The sequence below is a fragment of the Lactobacillus melliventris genome, from assembly GCF_013346935.1.
Lineage (GTDB): Bacteria > Bacillota > Bacilli > Lactobacillales > Lactobacillaceae > Lactobacillus.
On the sequence record NZ_JAAEEB010000005.1, the window covers coordinates 72,985 to 90,507 of the forward strand.

14 protein-coding genes and 1 pseudogene are annotated in these 17,523 nt (G+C 35.1%); 8 read left to right on the plus strand and 7 right to left on the minus strand.

The window, feature by feature from the left end:
• The first annotated feature begins 29 nt into the window (after window positions 1-29).
• Both GYV61_RS06105 and GYV61_RS06110 read left to right on the plus strand, forming a co-directional pair.
• The gene (locus GYV61_RS06105) at window positions 30-1,511 is read left to right on the plus strand and encodes an SLAP domain-containing protein (RefSeq protein ID WP_174795169.1); all 1,482 of its coding nucleotides are present in this window, start codon (window positions 30-32) and stop codon (window positions 1,509-1,511) included.
• 228 nt (window positions 1,512-1,739) lie between these two features.
• Window positions 1,740-2,546, plus strand: coding sequence for an SLAP domain-containing protein (locus GYV61_RS06110; protein WP_174795170.1), 807 nt, complete (start codon window positions 1,740-1,742; stop codon window positions 2,544-2,546).
• Window positions 2,547-2,688: 142 nt separating this feature from the next.
• Here GYV61_RS06110 and GYV61_RS06115 read toward each other — a convergent pair whose 3' ends face one another.
• The 3 genes from GYV61_RS06115 to GYV61_RS06125 form a co-directional block, all read right to left on the minus strand.
• Entirely contained in the window at window positions 2,689-3,654 is a 966-nt protein-coding gene (locus GYV61_RS06115; protein WP_174795171.1) for a Gfo/Idh/MocA family protein, read from the minus strand.
• Window positions 3,655-3,752: 98 nt separating this feature from the next.
• The gene (locus GYV61_RS06120; RefSeq protein WP_174795172.1) at window positions 3,753-4,526 is read right to left on the minus strand and encodes a DUF6612 family protein; all 774 of its coding nucleotides are present in this window, start codon (window positions 4,524-4,526) and stop codon (window positions 3,753-3,755) included.
• Window positions 4,527-4,866: 340 nt separating this feature from the next.
• Window positions 4,867-5,664 carry a DUF6612 family protein gene (locus GYV61_RS06125; protein WP_174795173.1) on the minus strand — a complete coding sequence of 266 codons (798 nt, stop codon included), beginning with the start codon at window positions 5,662-5,664 and terminating at the stop codon, window positions 4,867-4,869.
• Between the two features lie 158 nt (window positions 5,665-5,822).
• Between GYV61_RS06125 and GYV61_RS06130 the strand changes: the two genes are divergently transcribed.
• Window positions 5,823-6,515, plus strand: a complete 693-nt coding sequence (locus GYV61_RS06130) for a 2,3-diphosphoglycerate-dependent phosphoglycerate mutase (RefSeq protein ID WP_110446606.1) — start codon at window positions 5,823-5,825, stop codon at window positions 6,513-6,515.
• Window positions 6,516-7,161: 646 nt separating this feature from the next.
• Here GYV61_RS06130 and GYV61_RS06135 read toward each other — a convergent pair.
• The 3 genes and pseudogenes from GYV61_RS06135 to GYV61_RS06145 all read right to left on the minus strand — a co-directional run.
• Window positions 7,162-7,503: pseudogene (locus GYV61_RS06135) on the minus strand (hypothetical protein); the annotation flags it as partial.
• A complete protein-coding gene (locus tag GYV61_RS06140; protein ID WP_174795174.1) occupies window positions 7,493-7,774 on the minus strand; it encodes a type II toxin-antitoxin system RelB/DinJ family antitoxin in 282 nt (93 codons plus the stop codon). The pseudogene GYV61_RS06135 and the gene GYV61_RS06140, both read right to left, overlap by 11 nt.
• Window positions 7,775-8,236: 462 nt before the next feature.
• Window positions 8,237-9,253, minus strand: coding sequence for an AraC family transcriptional regulator (locus tag GYV61_RS06145; RefSeq protein ID WP_174795175.1), 1,017 nt, complete (start codon window positions 9,251-9,253; stop codon window positions 8,237-8,239).
• Window positions 9,254-9,363: 110 nt separating this feature from the next.
• Here GYV61_RS06145 and GYV61_RS06150 point away from each other — a divergent pair, with 110 nt between their 5' ends.
• The 5 genes from GYV61_RS06150 to GYV61_RS06170 all read left to right on the plus strand — a co-directional run bounded on the left by GYV61_RS06150 (window position 9,364) and on the right by GYV61_RS06170 (window position 15,573).
• Window positions 9,364-10,329 carry a PTS transporter subunit EIIC gene (locus GYV61_RS06150; RefSeq protein WP_174795176.1) on the plus strand — a complete coding sequence of 322 codons (966 nt, stop codon included), beginning with the start codon at window positions 9,364-9,366 and terminating at the stop codon, window positions 10,327-10,329.
• A 54-nt stretch (window positions 10,330-10,383) separates the two neighbouring features.
• On the plus strand, window positions 10,384-11,238 hold the full coding sequence (locus GYV61_RS06155; protein WP_174795177.1) for a glucose PTS transporter subunit IIA: 855 nt from the start codon (window positions 10,384-10,386) through the stop codon (window positions 11,236-11,238).
• A gap of 10 nt (window positions 11,239-11,248) precedes the next feature.
• Window positions 11,249-13,795 carry a glycoside hydrolase gene (locus GYV61_RS06160; protein WP_174795178.1) on the plus strand — a complete coding sequence of 849 codons (2,547 nt, stop codon included), beginning with the start codon at window positions 11,249-11,251 and terminating at the stop codon, window positions 13,793-13,795.
• Between the two features lie 129 nt (window positions 13,796-13,924).
• Window positions 13,925-14,704 carry a HipA family kinase gene (locus tag GYV61_RS06165; RefSeq protein WP_174795179.1) on the plus strand — a complete coding sequence of 260 codons (780 nt, stop codon included), beginning with the start codon at window positions 13,925-13,927 and terminating at the stop codon, window positions 14,702-14,704.
• 17 nt (window positions 14,705-14,721) lie between these two features.
• Window positions 14,722-15,573, plus strand: a complete 852-nt coding sequence (locus GYV61_RS06170) for a DUF3037 domain-containing protein (RefSeq protein ID WP_174795180.1) — start codon at window positions 14,722-14,724, stop codon at window positions 15,571-15,573.
• Between the two features lie 135 nt (window positions 15,574-15,708).
• On the opposite strand, the gene lepA is transcribed toward GYV61_RS06170, so the two are convergent.
• Window positions 15,709-17,523, minus strand: a complete 1,815-nt coding sequence (lepA, locus tag GYV61_RS06175) for a translation elongation factor 4 (protein ID WP_174795181.1) — start codon at window positions 17,521-17,523, stop codon at window positions 15,709-15,711.

Sequence of the window (17,523 nt, forward strand, 5' to 3'; positions counted from 1 at the left end):
TTAATTTTTAAATATTGAAAGGTTTAGATATGAGTAAAAATAATCTTTGCAAGAAAGTGATCGTCTCTTTGACCACTGTGACTTTACTGACAGGGTTTTTAAAGCAAGCGCCGCCGAGTGTCTTAAATGCCATGCCGGAAAAAGTAAGTGCAGCTAAGAAAAGTAGTCGAACTAGAAGAATAAAAAGGGTGGGAACCAATTCCGCTGTCTATGTCCGCAAGGGCCAAAAGCTGGTTAAATCCAAGAAAATCATCAAGGCGGGTCAAAAAGTACGTATTTATGGCCAAAAAACTGTTAAGGGTAAACTGTTTTATCGCATTGGTAAAAATAAATTTGTTAAAGCCGTTAACATTCAAGGCAAAATTTATCAAGTAACCAAAGATACGGTACTTTATACTCGAAATGGCAAAAAAGTAAAAGCAATTCACAAAGGACAAAAAATCAGGATTTTTGGTGCGCCAAAAGTAATTAAGGGCAAGAAATGCTACGCCACTAGCCACGGTTACATCAAAAGGAGTGTGTTAGCCCAGATAAATTCAGCGGCGAAATCACCTAAGCAGGTGATTAAAACTCTGTCGCCTGCAGTAAATATTACTAACGAATTGGCAAAAAGTATTGCTGATAATAAGACGCAAACTGCCACCACGTTGGCATTTAATGGCTCTAGCATGAATAATACGCCAAGCAATAGTTTTACTCCTAATGTAAATAAGACTACTCAGGGTGAAACTAATAATAACCATATTAATAGTGCATCCAGTAAAAATGGGACAGAAAACTCTGATAAGTCTGAAGTATCTAATGATAGCAATACTGCACAAAATCCACATAATGCGGACAATCTTGCAGATGCACACTGTGCTAATGTAATTTCGGAAGCAACTGAAACTAATGATAAAAATACCTCTGAATCTAAAACACCAGAAGATAAGGTGAATCCCGATCAGCCGAATACCTCTGATGATGCGGCACAGGATACAGCCTCCGCTAATTTACCAGATCCTAGTGCTGCTAGTGAGAATGTTTCAGCCTCTTATACCAAGGTGTTTTCACCTAGTAAATTTAGACAAGTCTTTTTAAGGGAACTTAATCAGGAGCGGGTTAGTCGGGGCTTAAGCAAATTAACAGCAGACCCTACTTATGACAAGATTGTTCAAGAACGTGCCCAGGATTTAATCAAGAATTTTGGACTTTATGATAAATCTGGAACGTCTATTTTACAAAAGGCTTTTCAAGAAAAGGGCATTGATTATCCCATATTGGGAGAATGTATTGCCAGTTTTTCGTGGGAGTGGACTATTAACCGCACTACCAACATGCTAGAACTTGCACTTGATGGTGGATCAACTGAAGAGGTTGCCAGCAGCATTCTTTATGAATATCTTAACAATAATATAACTAGGGACGGGAAATATCGGGACATATTGCTTGATCCGGCTGCTAGAACAATTGGCCTAGGAGCAGCCTTTGAGAAAACTACTGTTTATTCGGCCGTAGCTGTGATGCCATGATAATATAACAGTGATATTTCAGTTACTGGCAAAGCAAATTATTTATAGTAACAGTGTTATCATTTTTAGTCAGACTTATAAATAAAGTTAAAGAATTAACTTATTAATATTTATATTCTTTTTTCATAGTGCTAGAATATAAGCCATGTAACTCAAAAGGAGTTATAGCGTTCTTAATTTTTAACTAAGTACGTCAAAATGTTGTCAATGGAAAAAGGAAGGCTCAATATGAGTAAAAATAGTTTTTATAGAAAAATGATAGTTTCTGTAGCTGGTGCAACATTGTTAGCAGTTGGCGTAAATCAATTGCCTGTCAATGCTTTAGGTAGTACTCCAACTGAAGTTAGTGCTGCTAAAAAAGCTAATAAAACTAAAAAAGTTGGTGCAAATTCTGCTGTTTACAAGCAAAAGGGCAAGAAGTTAGTTAAGACTAAGGTAACAGTTAAGGTTGGCCAAAAAGTTAGTGTTCTTGGCAAAAAGACTGTTAAAGGCAAGGTTTACTATAAGATTGGCAAAAACCAATATATTAAAGCCGTTAATGTTGATGGTAAAACTGTTCAAGTAGTTAAAAACACTGTTTTGGTAACTAGAAGTGGTAAGGCTTTAAAGAAGAGCAAAGTTCGTAAAGGCCAAAAAGTTACCGTTTATGGTGGTACTGTTAAAATTAAGGGTAAGAAGTATTACTCAACTTCAGCTGGATACATTAAAGTAAGTGCTTTAGCTAAAGACAAGACAGAGGTTACGCCAATTAGCTCAACAGGTTCAACCGGCTCGACTGGTTCTAACGGTTCAACCGGCTCGACTGGTTCTAACGGTTCAACTAGTTCTAATGGCTCAACTGGCTCAACTAGTTCCAACGGTTCAACTGGCTCAACTAGTTCTAACGGTTCAACCGGCTCAACTAGTTCCAACGGTTCAACCGGCTCAACCAGTTCTAACGGTTCAACCAGCTCAACTGGTTCTAATGGCTCCACTGGCTCAGCTGGTTCAACTGGTTCTAGCAGTTCATCCGCTAATACTACTCCTTCAAAGTAAATAATATTTAATATTACTAGCAAAAGAGACCTAAATGGTATCCCTGATAAATACTAAAATGTCTTACTGGATTTTTAGGTCTCTTTTTATATTCAAAAACGCAGTTGCTCTAAATGAGAGGTAACTGCGCTTTTAATTTTATTTATTTGACCGACTCTTTTGCTTGAGCTAGAACAGCCATTACAGCTACGCTGTGATCATACAATTTGTCAGCTTCCACAGTGTCGTGATTGTCAATAATTTTAACAAAGTCTGTAAATTCACTCGCCATCCGATGATCAAATTGGTTAAAGTTAAATTCACTGTTTTCACCGTTTCTTCGTTCAATGGTAAAGTTTTTGATTACGCCCGTTGAACCTTCAAAATAGATAGTGCCTTTTTCACCCTCAATAAAGGATCTTGGCGTAGTATAGCTGTCCTTTGAAGCAATCAAAACAGCTTGCTTGTCTGGGTAAACTAAGTTAAGTATACCGGAAGTATCAATATGCTGCTGGATCACTGGGTAATATTGCACCTTTTCCGGTTTGCCAAAAAGGCCAACGGCTAAATGAATGTTGTAAATATTTAAATCCATTAAGGTGCCACCGTCTTTTGCTGGATCAAAAACGGGAGCGATCTTACCCTGCAAGAAATCATCATAGCGGCTAGAGTACTGTGTATAGTTCAGAGAGATGATATGAATAGGCGCTATTTTGGTTAATTTTCGTTTGATTTCCTTATAATTTGGCAGATGAATATTGGTAATAGCTTCAACAATAATTACATTATGATCATCAGCTATTTTTTTAAGTTCCTGAGCTTGAGCAACGGTTTCAACATAGGGCTTTTCACAAATAACATTTTTGCCAGCCAGAACGGCTTTTTTAACAACGTCATAATGCAAAAAGTTAGGTACGGCGACGTAAACGGTGTCTACGTTGTCGTCATTGCACAACTGATCGTTATCCGCAAAGACCTCTTTAATACCGTACTGCTTAGCTAAATCTTCAGCGATATGGCGACTGCGCTTAGTCGTAGAGATTGCTGCTAGTTCCAAATTTTTAATTTTAGCTGCAGTAGTTAAAAAATCATGGACAATTTTGCCACTGCCAATAATACCTAATTTCATTTTGGACCTCCATTTTACTGATGAAAATATTTAAAAGAGTTAACACCCTTATTTTATCTCATCGAATAGATCTGGAGAACCCTATCATTTTAGATTATTTAGTTGTAGCTGGGGTCTGGGGTCGCATTTTTAACTTCGTCAGGTAGGCTTAAAGAGTCAGAGCCACCAAAGCCAAACATTTTAAGTTTGAAAGATGCTGGTGTCTTTTTATCATAATTCATCTTAAAGGAAACAGCATAGTCTGTTACTTCTTCGTCTTTCAGAGTGAAAGTAACGTAGCATTTGCTGAGTTTAACGTGTTTTTTGAAAGACTTGGTGTCTACCTTATAATCTTTAAAAATCTGGTTTAAAAGTTTGGCTGCTTTAGTCATGCTGACGCTACTTTTGAGAGTATAAACACCTTTTTTATGACTAAGACGGGCATTCTTGTTGAAATCATGTTTAACACTCTTGGTAAATTTCTTAATTGTGCTTTCATATTTTTGCATGTCCGGCTGTGCAGTTTCACTGTCTTCAAGAGGTATATATTGCCATTTACCATCTACTTTGGTGTAAAGGCGGTTAGAAGTCAGATCAACCCATTGTTCTACTTTACCTTTGTTTTTACCAGCTCTGACAGTAGTAATAGATTGCACTAGTTGAGGTTTGGTAACGAAGGTGCCATGGGCATCAAAACCCAGTTTTTGCTTACCACTTTTAATCTTAGTGGTGAAAACGTATTGGCCACTGGTTGGTTCCGCCTTTTTATTGTTAACAATCGCAATAGCTTGCTTTTTATTTAACGCTGCGTCAACTGTTTTGGCGTGAGTCAAACCACCACCAACAAGGGCGGCAGATAATAATACAGTAGAAATTAGTTTTTTAAATTTCATTAGTAATATCTCCTTTTTTAAGATAACTATATTTTATATCTAAAAAAATTTTGTATACCTTTTTTAGTTAAATTTTTATTAAAATTATATATATTAGTCTGCCCAACAGGTCTTGACCAAATAAAAGTCTGAATAATCCTGTTGCCATTGGTGGTAGAGCTTGATTTTTAGATAATCCGGTCATAAAAATAGTCCCGCAAGTTGCTTAATTTGCAGGACTCATTTCATTATTCGACATTTTTTCTAAATTAAAAGGACTAGCTTCTGCTTAGTAGCGGAAGTAAGTCCTTAACTAGAAGCCCATAAACTTTGCAGGTTTTAGGGTTCACATTAATAATAGTTATTTCTTCTTTTTACTTGTTTCAGGTAATGGCTTAGCGTTAAGTGCATTGTTGGGAATCTTTAAAAAGTCTCTGCTGCCAATGTTGCCGTAACTTTGACCAGCACTGAAGCGCATTAATTTGTTTACTTTAATTTTAACTAAGTATTGAAACGTATAAAGCTTCTTATTTTTAACCACTAGCTTTGCGGTCATACCTTGAATCTTACCTATTTTGGCTATTTTACGGTAAATCGTTTGTTGCTTTGAGCTTTGATTATTAGTGACAAAGATAGGGTCAAGCGCCTTCTTTATGGTCTTTTGATCTTTAACTGTTGCATCTAGCGTATATGTTTGCCCCTTACGCGTCATTTTATAAGCTTTTGTAAGAGCTGCAGGCGGATCCATTAACATAGGGTTGTTGACTATGGAGTCTAATAAATCAACGTATGAATGACCAGTTAATTTGTTAAAGTCGCTCTTATACCAACTGCTTTCACCATTAATATAGATATGATTGGAATTATCAACCCATTCTTGTGCAGACTGGGTTTTGCCTTTCACCTGTGTTTGGGAATTAAGTTGAAAAACGGTGGGATTGCCTCCAAAGAGGGCAGTCGTAGCAACAACTTGGTTAGAGGTATCAGTACCCAAAGTGATGACTTGTTTTGCCTGCCCACTCTTAAAAGATTTCTGTGAACATTTGATTACTTGGCTTTTAGTTAAAATTGGTTCGCTTTGCTTTTTTGGCTTCGAGCAACCACCAGCAATTAAAGCCGCCATTAAGCTTAGGCCCAGCATTAGTTTTTTAATTTTCATAACGAGTTAGATAATCTCTTTTCTTATAATCATTATTATTTCTATTGTATCTTAAAACTTGAATTTAAAAAACGATTTTTAACCCTAAAACCTATGAAAACAAAATGTAAATGTGTAAAATAGTAAGTGAAACATTTAATTTGCAAAGGAGATATTTCATGTCAAAATTAGTTTTGATTCGTCACGGACAAAGTGAATGGAACCTTGAAAATAAATTTACTGGTTGGATTGATGTAGATTTATCAGAAAAAGGCGTTGAAGAAGCCAAGAATGCGGGTAAGTTAATTAAGGAACACGGCTTGAAATTTGACCAAGCTTATACTTCAGTTTTAACTCGTGCCATTAAGACTTTGCACTATGCCTTGGAAGAAAGCGACCAACTTTGGGTTCCCGAAACTAAGACCTGGAGATTAAACGAGCGTCACTACGGTGGCTTGCAAGGCTTAAACAAGAAGGCTACTGCTGACAAGTACGGTGATGAACAAGTCCACATTTGGCGTCGTTCATACGATGTTTTACCACCAAAGATTGAGGATGACTCTAAATACAGTCAAGTTCACGATCGTCGTTACGCTGATCTTGACCCACACATTATTCCTCGGACTGAGAACTTAAAGGTTTGCTTAAAGAGAGTTATGCCATTCTGGGAAGATCACATTGCACCAGACCTATTGGCTGGTAAGAATGTCATTATTGCCGCTCATGGTAATTCACTTCGTGCTTTGACTAAATACATCGAAAACATTTCTGACGCTGATATTATGAACTTGGAAATGAAGACCGGTGAACCTGTAGTTTACACCTTTGATGACAAGTTGAATGTCACTAACAAAGAGAAGTTAGACGACTAATTTTAAGTTAAAAAATAAAATTCCTAACCTTCATGGTTAGGAATTTTTTGTAGCTGCAGTTTATTTGTCAATTTTGACAGAAGCGTCAAGTTGTCGACCATATCGTTCAGCATATTCTTTTAATTTTGGTTTGATTTTTTTCAATAAAGTCTACTCTCCTTTTTATCACTTATACTCCGCAACATATTGTACTTTAATATATTCAAAACACTATATGTTGAAAAGGCTATTGCTTTTAGGCTTTAGCATGATTATCAATCCGGTTCTTTTTTCCAGCACAAAAAAGCAAAAAAATAGATCAAGTCTTTTCCAAAAGAAATACTTGATTTATCTTTTTGCCTAAAAATTAATTTTTACATTTTCTACTATTGCAATACCGTGCAAAGTATAGTTTTTTCCAGGAATTGATTCCTTATAAGAAATTGTATTAAACGACATTTCAATGCTTAAAGCTACTAATATAGCTTTTAAAATGAAAAAAGTAAAACATTAGTACAAACAAGATTATTAATGAAATAAAAGAACTAAGTAAAAAACATGGCTACCCGCCATATGCTGACCAATATATTATCAGAGTGACCTTACCATAAAGATATTAAAAACCGATCTGTTCAATTACTAGGCAGATCGGTTTTGTTCTTTAGTTTTTGCCTTTTCTTTTGGATTTCAAAGCAATAGCAAAATCAGCAATTTCATTTTGATCTCGCTTACTTAAATGACCGATTCCCTTAAAGGTTAAACCTCTTTTGGGAAAGCGGTAAAGCTTACCAATATCGACCCATGAGGGTTTCATTAAACCGGCAGCTTGCCATTCTTTAATTGGATAATACTGTTGCCTGATATAAGCCGATTCATTTTTGTACTTACTGGTAATTTTATAAGCTTCAACTGTTTGCGCCGAAACTTTGCGAATTAATACTGGTCTACGCTTACCACCATCAGTTTCTACATAACTAACGTATAAGCTAATTAGGCCATTAGTCTTCATTTGGATCATTTAGCCAATTAGCAACTTCTTTAGCGTCTTTAAACTCCACTATTGGAGTATTTTCAGTGGCCTTTAAAAAACGTAACTCTGCTCGTTCTGTTTCACTTAAAGTTGGCTTAAAGGGTAAAGCACCATCTGCAACGATTTGCTTATAAAGCATGTTAATAGCCGTGGTGGGTGTTAGGCCCAACTCACTTAAAACTGCTTCGGTATTTTCAGCCAAGTTTTTATCAATTTGTACTTGAACTCTTTTTTTATCTTTAGCTGCCATGACTGTCTCGCCTCTCTCAAATAGTACTCTAATTGTACTACTGTTTGAGTACTACTTCGATTTCTATGCCTTTTTGGCTTTTGCTTTAATTTTAACCGCTTCGCTACTGCTTGGGAGAAAGATAGTTAATCATTAATTTTTACAATGATTATTAGCAAAATCAAAATTTTTGATAGCTAAAAGATTTATTTAATTCAAAAAAGAACTTATAAACTGGCTAGACTAACTTTTACCAGAAGCAAGAGGAAGATGACCTCATTTTTATGCAATAAAAAACCAATTAACAGCTAAGTCATCAACAGGATAAATTATAGAGTCTTAAATTTGATAATAACGAAAAGAACGAATAAAAGATAAAAGATGTATATCACTTTTATCCGTTCTTTTGCTTTACAATTGCGTTTCGAGTTCTGTGAAGATTAACACATTTTCACATTAATATATATTTTTAATGCGTAAGTCCTATTTTTCAATAATTTGCTTTTTTTGTTTTAACCTATATTCTTTTGGACTACAGCCATTTAATTCTCTAAACTTCTTATAAAAATAAGTCGAATTAGAAATGTTAACATTATCTAGTATTTCTTGAATAGGCAGAATAGAATTCACTAGCATGTAATTAATATATTTAAGCTTTTTTTCTAAGACTAATTGTTTAAAAGTTTTGCCAGTTTTGGTGTGAATTAAGTACGAAAAGTAGTTTGAACTAAAACCAAAATGCTTTGCACATTTATCGAGAGTAATACTTCTAAAATTAACTGCTATATAGTCAATAATGTCAGTCATTTGCGAACTCTTTGAATTATAAATGTCATAAGTTTGACTGCGTAATAACCTTAAAAAGAATATTTTCATTAACATATCAAGAATTTCAACCTTATTAGAACTGTTTTCTTTTTGCTCGCGCATCATTTCTAAAACAATAGGTTTAATGTCTGGGCATTTTTCTATGACAAAGAAATCAGGTCTATCATTTTCAACTGATAAGCAATTTAAGAAGAATGCTGCTAAACGAGTTTGAGTAGGAAAGATACTAATAATTTGGTCACTCAAGAACTCTTTTCTAATTAAAATATTAATTGCCAGATCTTGTTTCTCAGTTTTTCCGATTTTATGGATGGTATGAGTATTTAGGAAAGTAATTGAACCCTCTTTTAGGTGAAAACTTTTTCCTTCGATAGTTTCACTAAAATTGCCATGCAAAACGTATGTTAATTCAATATAATCATGAACATGATAAGGAACATATGAATATCTCACGTGTCTTTGCAGAATAATTGCTGGCTTATCATTTAAGGAAGACAAATTGAACGTATCGGTATTCTTTTTGAGTAAATTATCATAAGCGAAAAGGTAAACTTCTTTGCCTCTCACTCTTATTTTTCTGACATGTTCATAATAAGCCATTGATTTATCATGGTGTTTTCTGTGCTTTTGTTCAGATCTGCTTAATTCAAAAAGTTCATTTTCAATATTCATTTTTGAACCTTAACTTTTGTTGTAAAGAAACTTAATTTTTGCTCTAGCTAATTATAGCGCTTACAAATATTATTATCAATGTAATGATTATGAATGAGGAGATGTAGAAAATGGACGTAGAGCAATTAGCTGACAACATTATTAAAAATGTTGGTGGCACTCAAAATATTAACGGGTTGATTCACTGTGTAACGCGCTTAAGGTTTTACCTAAAAGATGAAGCTCGTGCTAATACTAAAGCAATCGAAATGCTAGACGGAGTTATTTCGGTGATAAGCAGTGGTGGCCAATACCAAGTTGTGATTGGTAACCAAGTGGAAAAAGTTTATGACGCTATTATGAACAAATATGATATTAGCGGTGAGCAGACTAAAAATGACGGAAAAATCAAGTCTAAGGCAGAAAAAAATTGGTTTAATCGTTTCATGGCCTTAATCGTGGCGATTGTCAGTCCTGCAATTTCAGCGATTGCAGTTGCTGGTATTTTAAAAGGGTTAATGGCACTTCTAACATCGACTAATGTCCTTAGTGAAAAGTCTCCAACATATTTAATTTTATATGCAATTGCAGATGCAATGTTTTATTTCTTACCAATTTTAGTGGGTATAAGCACTGCCAAGCACTTTCATTCAAATCAAATTATTGGTGCAGGAATTGGTGCAAGTTTAGTCTATCCTACCCTGGTTAATGCTTATAATGCTAAGACTGCGATGAATTTATTTGGAATACCAGTAATTTTAGCAAATTATACTTCATCGCTTTTCCCAGCAATCTTTGCAGTTTGGTTAGCTTCAGTTGCGGAACACTATTTTAAAAAACATATTACACCTGCAGCACAAATAATTTTAGTACCACTGTTTTCATATCTAGTTGGGACAATTCCTACTTTCTTAATAGCAGGGCCTGTCTTATCATACCTGTCAAAAATATTGTCAGTTGCCGTAATTGGAATTTATAATTTTGCCCCCGTTTTAGCAGGAATTATTTTAGGGGCATTTTGGCAAGTAATGGTTGTCTTTGGTCTTCATTATGCTTTTATCCCGATTTTAATGAATAATATTACTACGATGCATTAAGATCCTATTAATGCCATTTTAGGTGTAACTGTTTTTGCCCAGTTTGCAGTGGCTTTGGCAATCTTTTTAAAAGCAAAAAATAAGAAAAATAAGGAAATCGCTGGTGCAGCTGCTTTAACTGCTATTCTTGGAGTAACTGAACCAGCAATTTATGGTTGTTCTCTGAAACATAAAAAAGCCTTTGTCATGTCATTTATTGGTGGTGGTGTTGGCGGTGCCATTATGGCGTTAATGAATGCCAAGAACTATGCTTTTGGATCAAATGGTATTTTCGCCGCACCACTTTACATTAATCCTAAGGGATTAGATTCCAGTTTTTGGGCTTATATCATAGCTAATGTAGCAACTGCTTTAGTTACTTTAATTTTGGTAATGATGTTTGGCTACACCAAGCAAGATGACATTGATGAAAGCAAAACAACAAGTGAGATAAAGCCGGCAACTAAAATCAGTTTACATGATTTTGGTATCATTTCACCTGTTCAAGGTAAGATTGAAGAGTTGACTCAAGTTAAAGACCCAGTATTTGCCAGTGGTTCTATGGGTACCGGTTTTGCCGTCGTTCCTTCATCTGAAGAAGTGACAGCACCTATTGCTGGTACGATATCTACTGTATTTGAGACTAAACATGCAATTGGACTAATTTCAAATGATGGTGTGGAATTGTTGATCCACATGGGTATTGATACAGTAAATTTAAAAGGGAAATATTTCAATATTCTGGTCAAAAAAGGTGATAAAGTCGAAAAGGGTCAACCTATTGCACAAGTTGAATGGGATAAGATTCAAAAAGCTGGTTATGATACAACCACAATGGTAATAGTGACTAACTCAGACGAATTTAAACAAATTGATACTAATACTAATGAAATTAAACAAAAGGATTCACCGATAATGGTTATTAGATAGGATTAATTTAATGAGTAATATTAACGATGTAATTAAATATAAGATAAACAATTCTATTTTTCCTTTTTTATGGTTACACCATGAATCAAAGGAAAAATTAAAAAGAACTATTGACTCAATTTATAAATCCGGCATAAAGGGTTTTTGTATTGAGTCACGGCCCCATCCTGATTTTTTAGGCAAAACCTGGTGGGAGGATTTAGATTTCATCTTCGAGCAAGCTGAAAAGAGAGGGATGAAAGTGTGGATTTTAGACGATTCCCATTTTCCCACTGGCTATGTGGCTGGTCGGGTACCCCAAGCATTACAGAAAAAGTTTTTATACATAAAGCAATTAGATTATGCAGGTCCTGTCAAAAACGCCAAACTTCTTCTTAAATATGTCAATCCGGCTGGAGTTTTTGTTCCTAAAAAAGATACTGATAAAATTTTAAAGGTTTTAATTGCCCGAAAAACTGCTGATAATCAAATTGACAGTAATACAATTACTGATATCACGGATAATCTAACGGACAATATACTGACCCTTGATTTACCTTCAGGGCAGAGCAGAATTTTTGTTCTACTGCAAACTTATGATGGGGGAGAAAAAGAAACTGAAAATTATTTGAATCCCTTAATTAAGGAAGCAACAGAAGTTTTAGTTAATGAAGTTTATGAGCAGCACTATAAGCATTATCAAAAATTATTCGGCACAACTATATTAGGCTTTTTTAGTGATGAACCCCGCTTTGGCAATGCCCACGGGTCTTTTAGTCAAATTGGACAAACCAATATGGTTTTACCTTGGCGTGATGACATGCTGGAAACCTATTTTGCATCAGACTATAAATTATTGCCGTTACTTACCACGACAACAGATGTACATCATCAAGAAATTAATATCAGATACAAATATATGGCGATAGTTTCTAAACTCTATGCAGAAAATTTTGCTCAAGTGTTACAAAAATGGTGTCAAGAACATGGTGTTGCACATATTGGCCATTTACTTGAAGATAATGGTGCACATGCGCGACTAGGATATGGCGCAGGTCATTATTTTAAAGCCATGGCCGGCTTTGATATGGCGGGAATTGACGTGGTTTTAAACCAAATCATGCCAGGGCTTGATACCGGATATTATCAGGCAATGACTAAGTCCGGTTGGAATGGTGAATTTTTCCATTATGGTTTAGCTGACTTAGCTAATTCTGCTGCTCAACTGGAACCTAGAAAAAAAAGAAGGTCGATGGTGGAACTGTTTGGAGCATATGGCTGGGCTGAAGGACTACCATTAATGAAATATATAGCTGATCATATGATGGTTAGAGGTATTAATCATTTTGTACCTCATGCTTTCAACTCTAATAAATTCCCTGATCCAGATTGTCCCCCGCATTTTTATGCTGATGGTAATGAACCAGAACAAAAATATTACCCTGTCTTGTTTAAATATATTAACCGTGTAAGTGCTATTCTGTCTGATAGCAAGGAATTATGCCAGGTCGCAGTGTTATATCATGCTGAAAACGAGTGGCTGGATGCCACTGCTATGCCTTTTGAAAAAGTTACGAAGCGGCTTTATCAAAAGCAAATACCGCATGAATTAGTAACAATAGATTATTTAAAAGACTGTTTAATAAGTAAAAACTCGTTTCAAATCAATGATCATAAATTTACTTGTTTAATTATCCCGCAGACTAAATATATAACTAACGAACTAGCACAAATTATAGAAAAGGTAAGTAAAAATGGTATTCAGGTATTTTTTGTAAACAAATTGCCACGTTGTGATGAAAACTTAAACGACATTAGTGGTGAATTAGCTAAAGCTAAAATATTGCCATTAGCAGAAATAGCGCGCACTGTTAAGGATAAAGCGGATATCAGTCTACTTAAAAATAATAAAAATTTGCGATTATATCGTTTTAAGAGTAGTGATGATAATGGTGTCTTCTTTTTCAATGAGAACATTCACCAAAACATTGATGAAGAAGTAATGTTAAGTCAAAAACACGATGTATATGCTTTTGATCCTATGACTTTAAAACTTGAATTATTGGGTAAACAAATTCAGACATTCCATTTAAAATTAGCAGCTGGTCATACGTGCTTTATTCTTTTTGACAATGACTATGATGCACTGCAGCATCATGATAAGTCGCTAATTGAAAAAAAAGAAATTTCAAACTGGGATTTAAAAATTGCAGGTCAGTGTTTCAAAAATTTTGACTTAAGGGATGTGAATTCTTTACCAGGCTTTAAGAATTACTCTGGCAAAAGTAATTATTCAACTACTATAACAGTCGAGAAGCTTTTAGATGAATTCAAGATTAATCTAGGACAAATCGGTGAAGTCGCTGAACTAAAGGTTAATGGCAAATTAGTGGGAAGAACAATTGAGCAAAACTCAACTTTTGCTATAACAGCATTCTTAAAAGTAGGTCCAAATAAAATTGAAGTTGAAACCGTAAATAACTTGGCCATTAAAATTCAAGACCCTGAATCCCAATTTGGTATTATTCCACCAGCTGGATTAATCGGGCCAGTAAAGTTAGAGATCTATCAAGGCTGAAAATAAGAAAGGTAAAGAATTAAATATTTTCAAAAGTTTCTTTTCTTAATGTGAACTTTTTGTTATTATTTTTATAGGTATTAGTATTAATGTAAACTTATGCCCTCGTCGTTTACTTAGGGTTAATTTATGGAAAAAGTAATATCAGTTGAAAATAAAATAAAGATCGGAACGACTGTACCTATTACAGTTTATTGTGGCAATTCACCGGAATTGTTAGTCATGAAATGTCAAAATAAATACCAAAATGGGAAAGCTTTATTCAATGAATTAATTGGGTACCGAGTATCTAAGGCACTTTCACTACCAGTTCCTGCTTTTAAAATAATTCGTTTGCCACAAAGTATTATAGATTCAAATCAACAGCTACAAAATATAAATGCAAAACCGGGAGAGTGCTTTGCTTCAAAATGGATAAAAGCTACTTCTGGTGCACTACCGACTTATTTTAGATATGCTAGTAATAAAGATGATTTTCCGGGAATTTTGTTTGTTGATCAATTGTTGATGAACATTGATAGAGGTGAAAATCCCGGAAATTGGCTGTTCGAAAAGGAAACCCAAAAAATAACTCTAATTGATTTTGGCTCAATATTTAGAATTGCACAAATTTGGGATAAGTATAGCTTGGAACAAGATATGAAGGCACCACTAGAGGTATTAGATGCTTTAGATGGTCCAATCTATAAAAACATGATTTCTCAAATAAATAGAAAACATGCTTTTTCTAAAATTAGTAGAAAAGTAAAGAACCTTACTGATGCAACTAAAGAAAGTTTTTTTAATGATATTCCATCAAGCTGGGGAATTGATAGAAGCGATTTAAAAGAAGCAAAAGAATTTATTTATTTTCAATTAGACCGTTATCAAGATATAATTAACATTTTGAAGAAACATTTTAAATTTTAATGAAGGGAATGAAAGTGATGACTCAAAAAATTAACATTTATTATGCAGTTTTGCAATATATACCAAGTCAAATTAGGCACGAGTGTCTCAATGTCGGAATTGCTTTTCATGTCCCTAACTATAAAATGTCTAAATTTGTTTCTGCACGTAATAAACAGCGAATTGCTAGATTTGATGACGAGTGGGATAAAAGCTTTTTCGATATTACTATGGAAGCTTTACATGAAGATCTTGATTTTCCGACAACGGGAAAATTAACTAAGCAAGCTATAAATGTTTTTTTCCCGAAAGATGATTTGTTACAGAAGGATTCTTTTGACTATTTGAGACGAAAAACTGAATATTTTGCTAATGAATTTCAGTTTAGAGATGTTGCATGCATTGTTTCAGATGAGAGAAATTTAAAGACTGATATGGAAAATTTGGAAAAAACTTTTCTGTATTATGATCGTCCAAAATCTAAACGCATTACTACTCCTGCAGCAAAAAGATTATTGAAAAAGAGTTTGAAAAGCAAAAATACGGATAAAGAATTAACTGAACCACAAATAAAGGGTAAGTTCGATACTAAGTCAATAATTGACTATAAACTTGGTGAAAATTATTTGAAAGTGACCTCGTTTGATTATGCTGAAAATGGTGTTAGAGCTAAGGAATTAAAAAGTTCATTATTTGACATCAGGACAGCAGTGAAAGATGATAAAATCAAAAATTTAAAAATAATTGTATCAGAGGATATTAGTAAAAAAGACAAATACGAATCCAAGGAAAATCAAGAAGTATTTGATGATTTTAACAATGAAATCAAACAGCTAAATACTGAATATAATTCCAATATACAAATTGTTTCTCTTCAAGAAATGCTATAAAAAAGTTATTAAAATTGATTTCGAACATTATCATATGAGTTGAAGAAAAGGTATCAATTAAAACCAAAGGCCTAATAAGTAACACCAAAATGTGTTAACATATTAGGCTTTTAGTTTGCTTTATAGATATTTTTTCTAATCCGGTTCATTAATATTTAAAATGGCATCAAAGACGCTCTGCGGCAGTTTAATGTCACTTTTAACGGCTTGTCTTTTGTTTAAACTTTGTCTGCGTAAAAGTTGCTGTTTCTTCGAGATACTCCGTTTTTCGCCATTAACAGCCGCATTTTTACGCAAAGGCGGCACGTCAACTCTGGCAATTGCTTTGTTTTCCACCATTGCTTGCACAGGCATGGGGTATAAACGCCGCGGCACAGTATACTTCAATTTTTTAACTAATTTATGGGCAATTAAATCGGCTTTTTGCCGCGGCACAATAATATCGAGAGCATCGACAGCAGCATAATTAATCTGAATTTGAATTTTGACTACATCCACTAGTTCATAATCCAAAAATTCCGTATCAAGAGTCGCAAAGCCATGAGTAATTGACTTTAAACTGTTGAAAAAGTCATAGGCAATTTCAGATACCGGCAGTTTGTATGTTAATGTGACTAAATCTTGTTGATTGTCCAAGTCTACCATTTCCCCAAAATGCTGGTCGCATAATTTCATGACGGCACCCAAGTATTCATTGGGCGTGGTAATTACGGCCTTAACGTATGATTCAGTGACATAATCAATTTCAGAAAAATCAGGAAATTTTGCCGGATTGGTGATAGTGAGATATTCCTGTTTAGGCTGAGGCTGCTTGAGGTAAACGTGATAGGTAGCATTCGGCGCAGTAGTCAACACTTCGACCTGATATTCATCGCGCAGTCGTTCCTGGATGATTTGCAAATGGAAAATACCTAAGAAGCCGCAACGAAAGCCGGCATCAAGTGCTTCGGACTGTTCGGGGGTGTAATGAAAGGCTGAATCATTGAGAGCGAGCTTACTGATAGCCTGCTTTAGAGCCTCATAGCTGGTATCTCCTTTAGGATAAAAACCGGCATAAACCATTGACTGCGCCGGCTTAAAGTGGGGAATAGCATTTTTAGTAGGATTTTCAGCAGCGGTTAAGGTATCGCCAACCTGCACGCTGGCAACATCCTTAATCCCAGTCACAATATAGCCGACTTCACCCGCATTTAATTCCTTTACTGGCTTCATATCTGGCGTGAAGATTCCCACTGCTTGAGCATTAAATGTGCTGCCGTTCTGCATTAATTCTAGTTTTTGCTGGCTTTTTAACGTGCCGTCAATTAGTCTGACGTCCGCAATAATTCCCTGGTAAGAATCATATTGCGAGTCAAAAATTAAGGCTTTAAGAGGTGCAGCGGGTTTTCCCTGCGGCGCTGGAATTTTTTGATAAATAGCTTCTAGTACTTGGTGAACATTTTCGCCGGTTTTAGCAGAAATTTTTAAAATAGCCACATCTGCGAATTCGGGACGCAGCGCACGAATTTGCGCTTCTGTTGCCGCAACGTCAGCCGCTGCATTGTCAATCTTGTTAATCACCGGAATGATGGTCAAGTTATGCTTTAAAGCTAAACGTAAGTTGGCTACGGTTTGTGCTTGTACGCCTTGGGTTGCGTCAACTAATAAAATAGCACCATCGCTGGCGGCGAGGCTTTTAGAGACTTCGTAGGAAAAATCAACGTGTCCAGGCGTATCGATTAAATTGTATTCATATTCCTGCCCATTGTCAGCTTGATAAAAGTTACGCACTGAGCGCGACTTAACTGTTACTCCATGAGCTTGTTCAACTTCCATGCTGTCGAGTAATTGGTCACTTAACTGCCTTTTGCTCACAGTATCAGTTTGTTCCATAATTCTGTCAGCTAAGGTTGATTTACCATGATCAATATGAGCAATTATGGCAAAATTTCTGATGTTCACGAGTTTCAT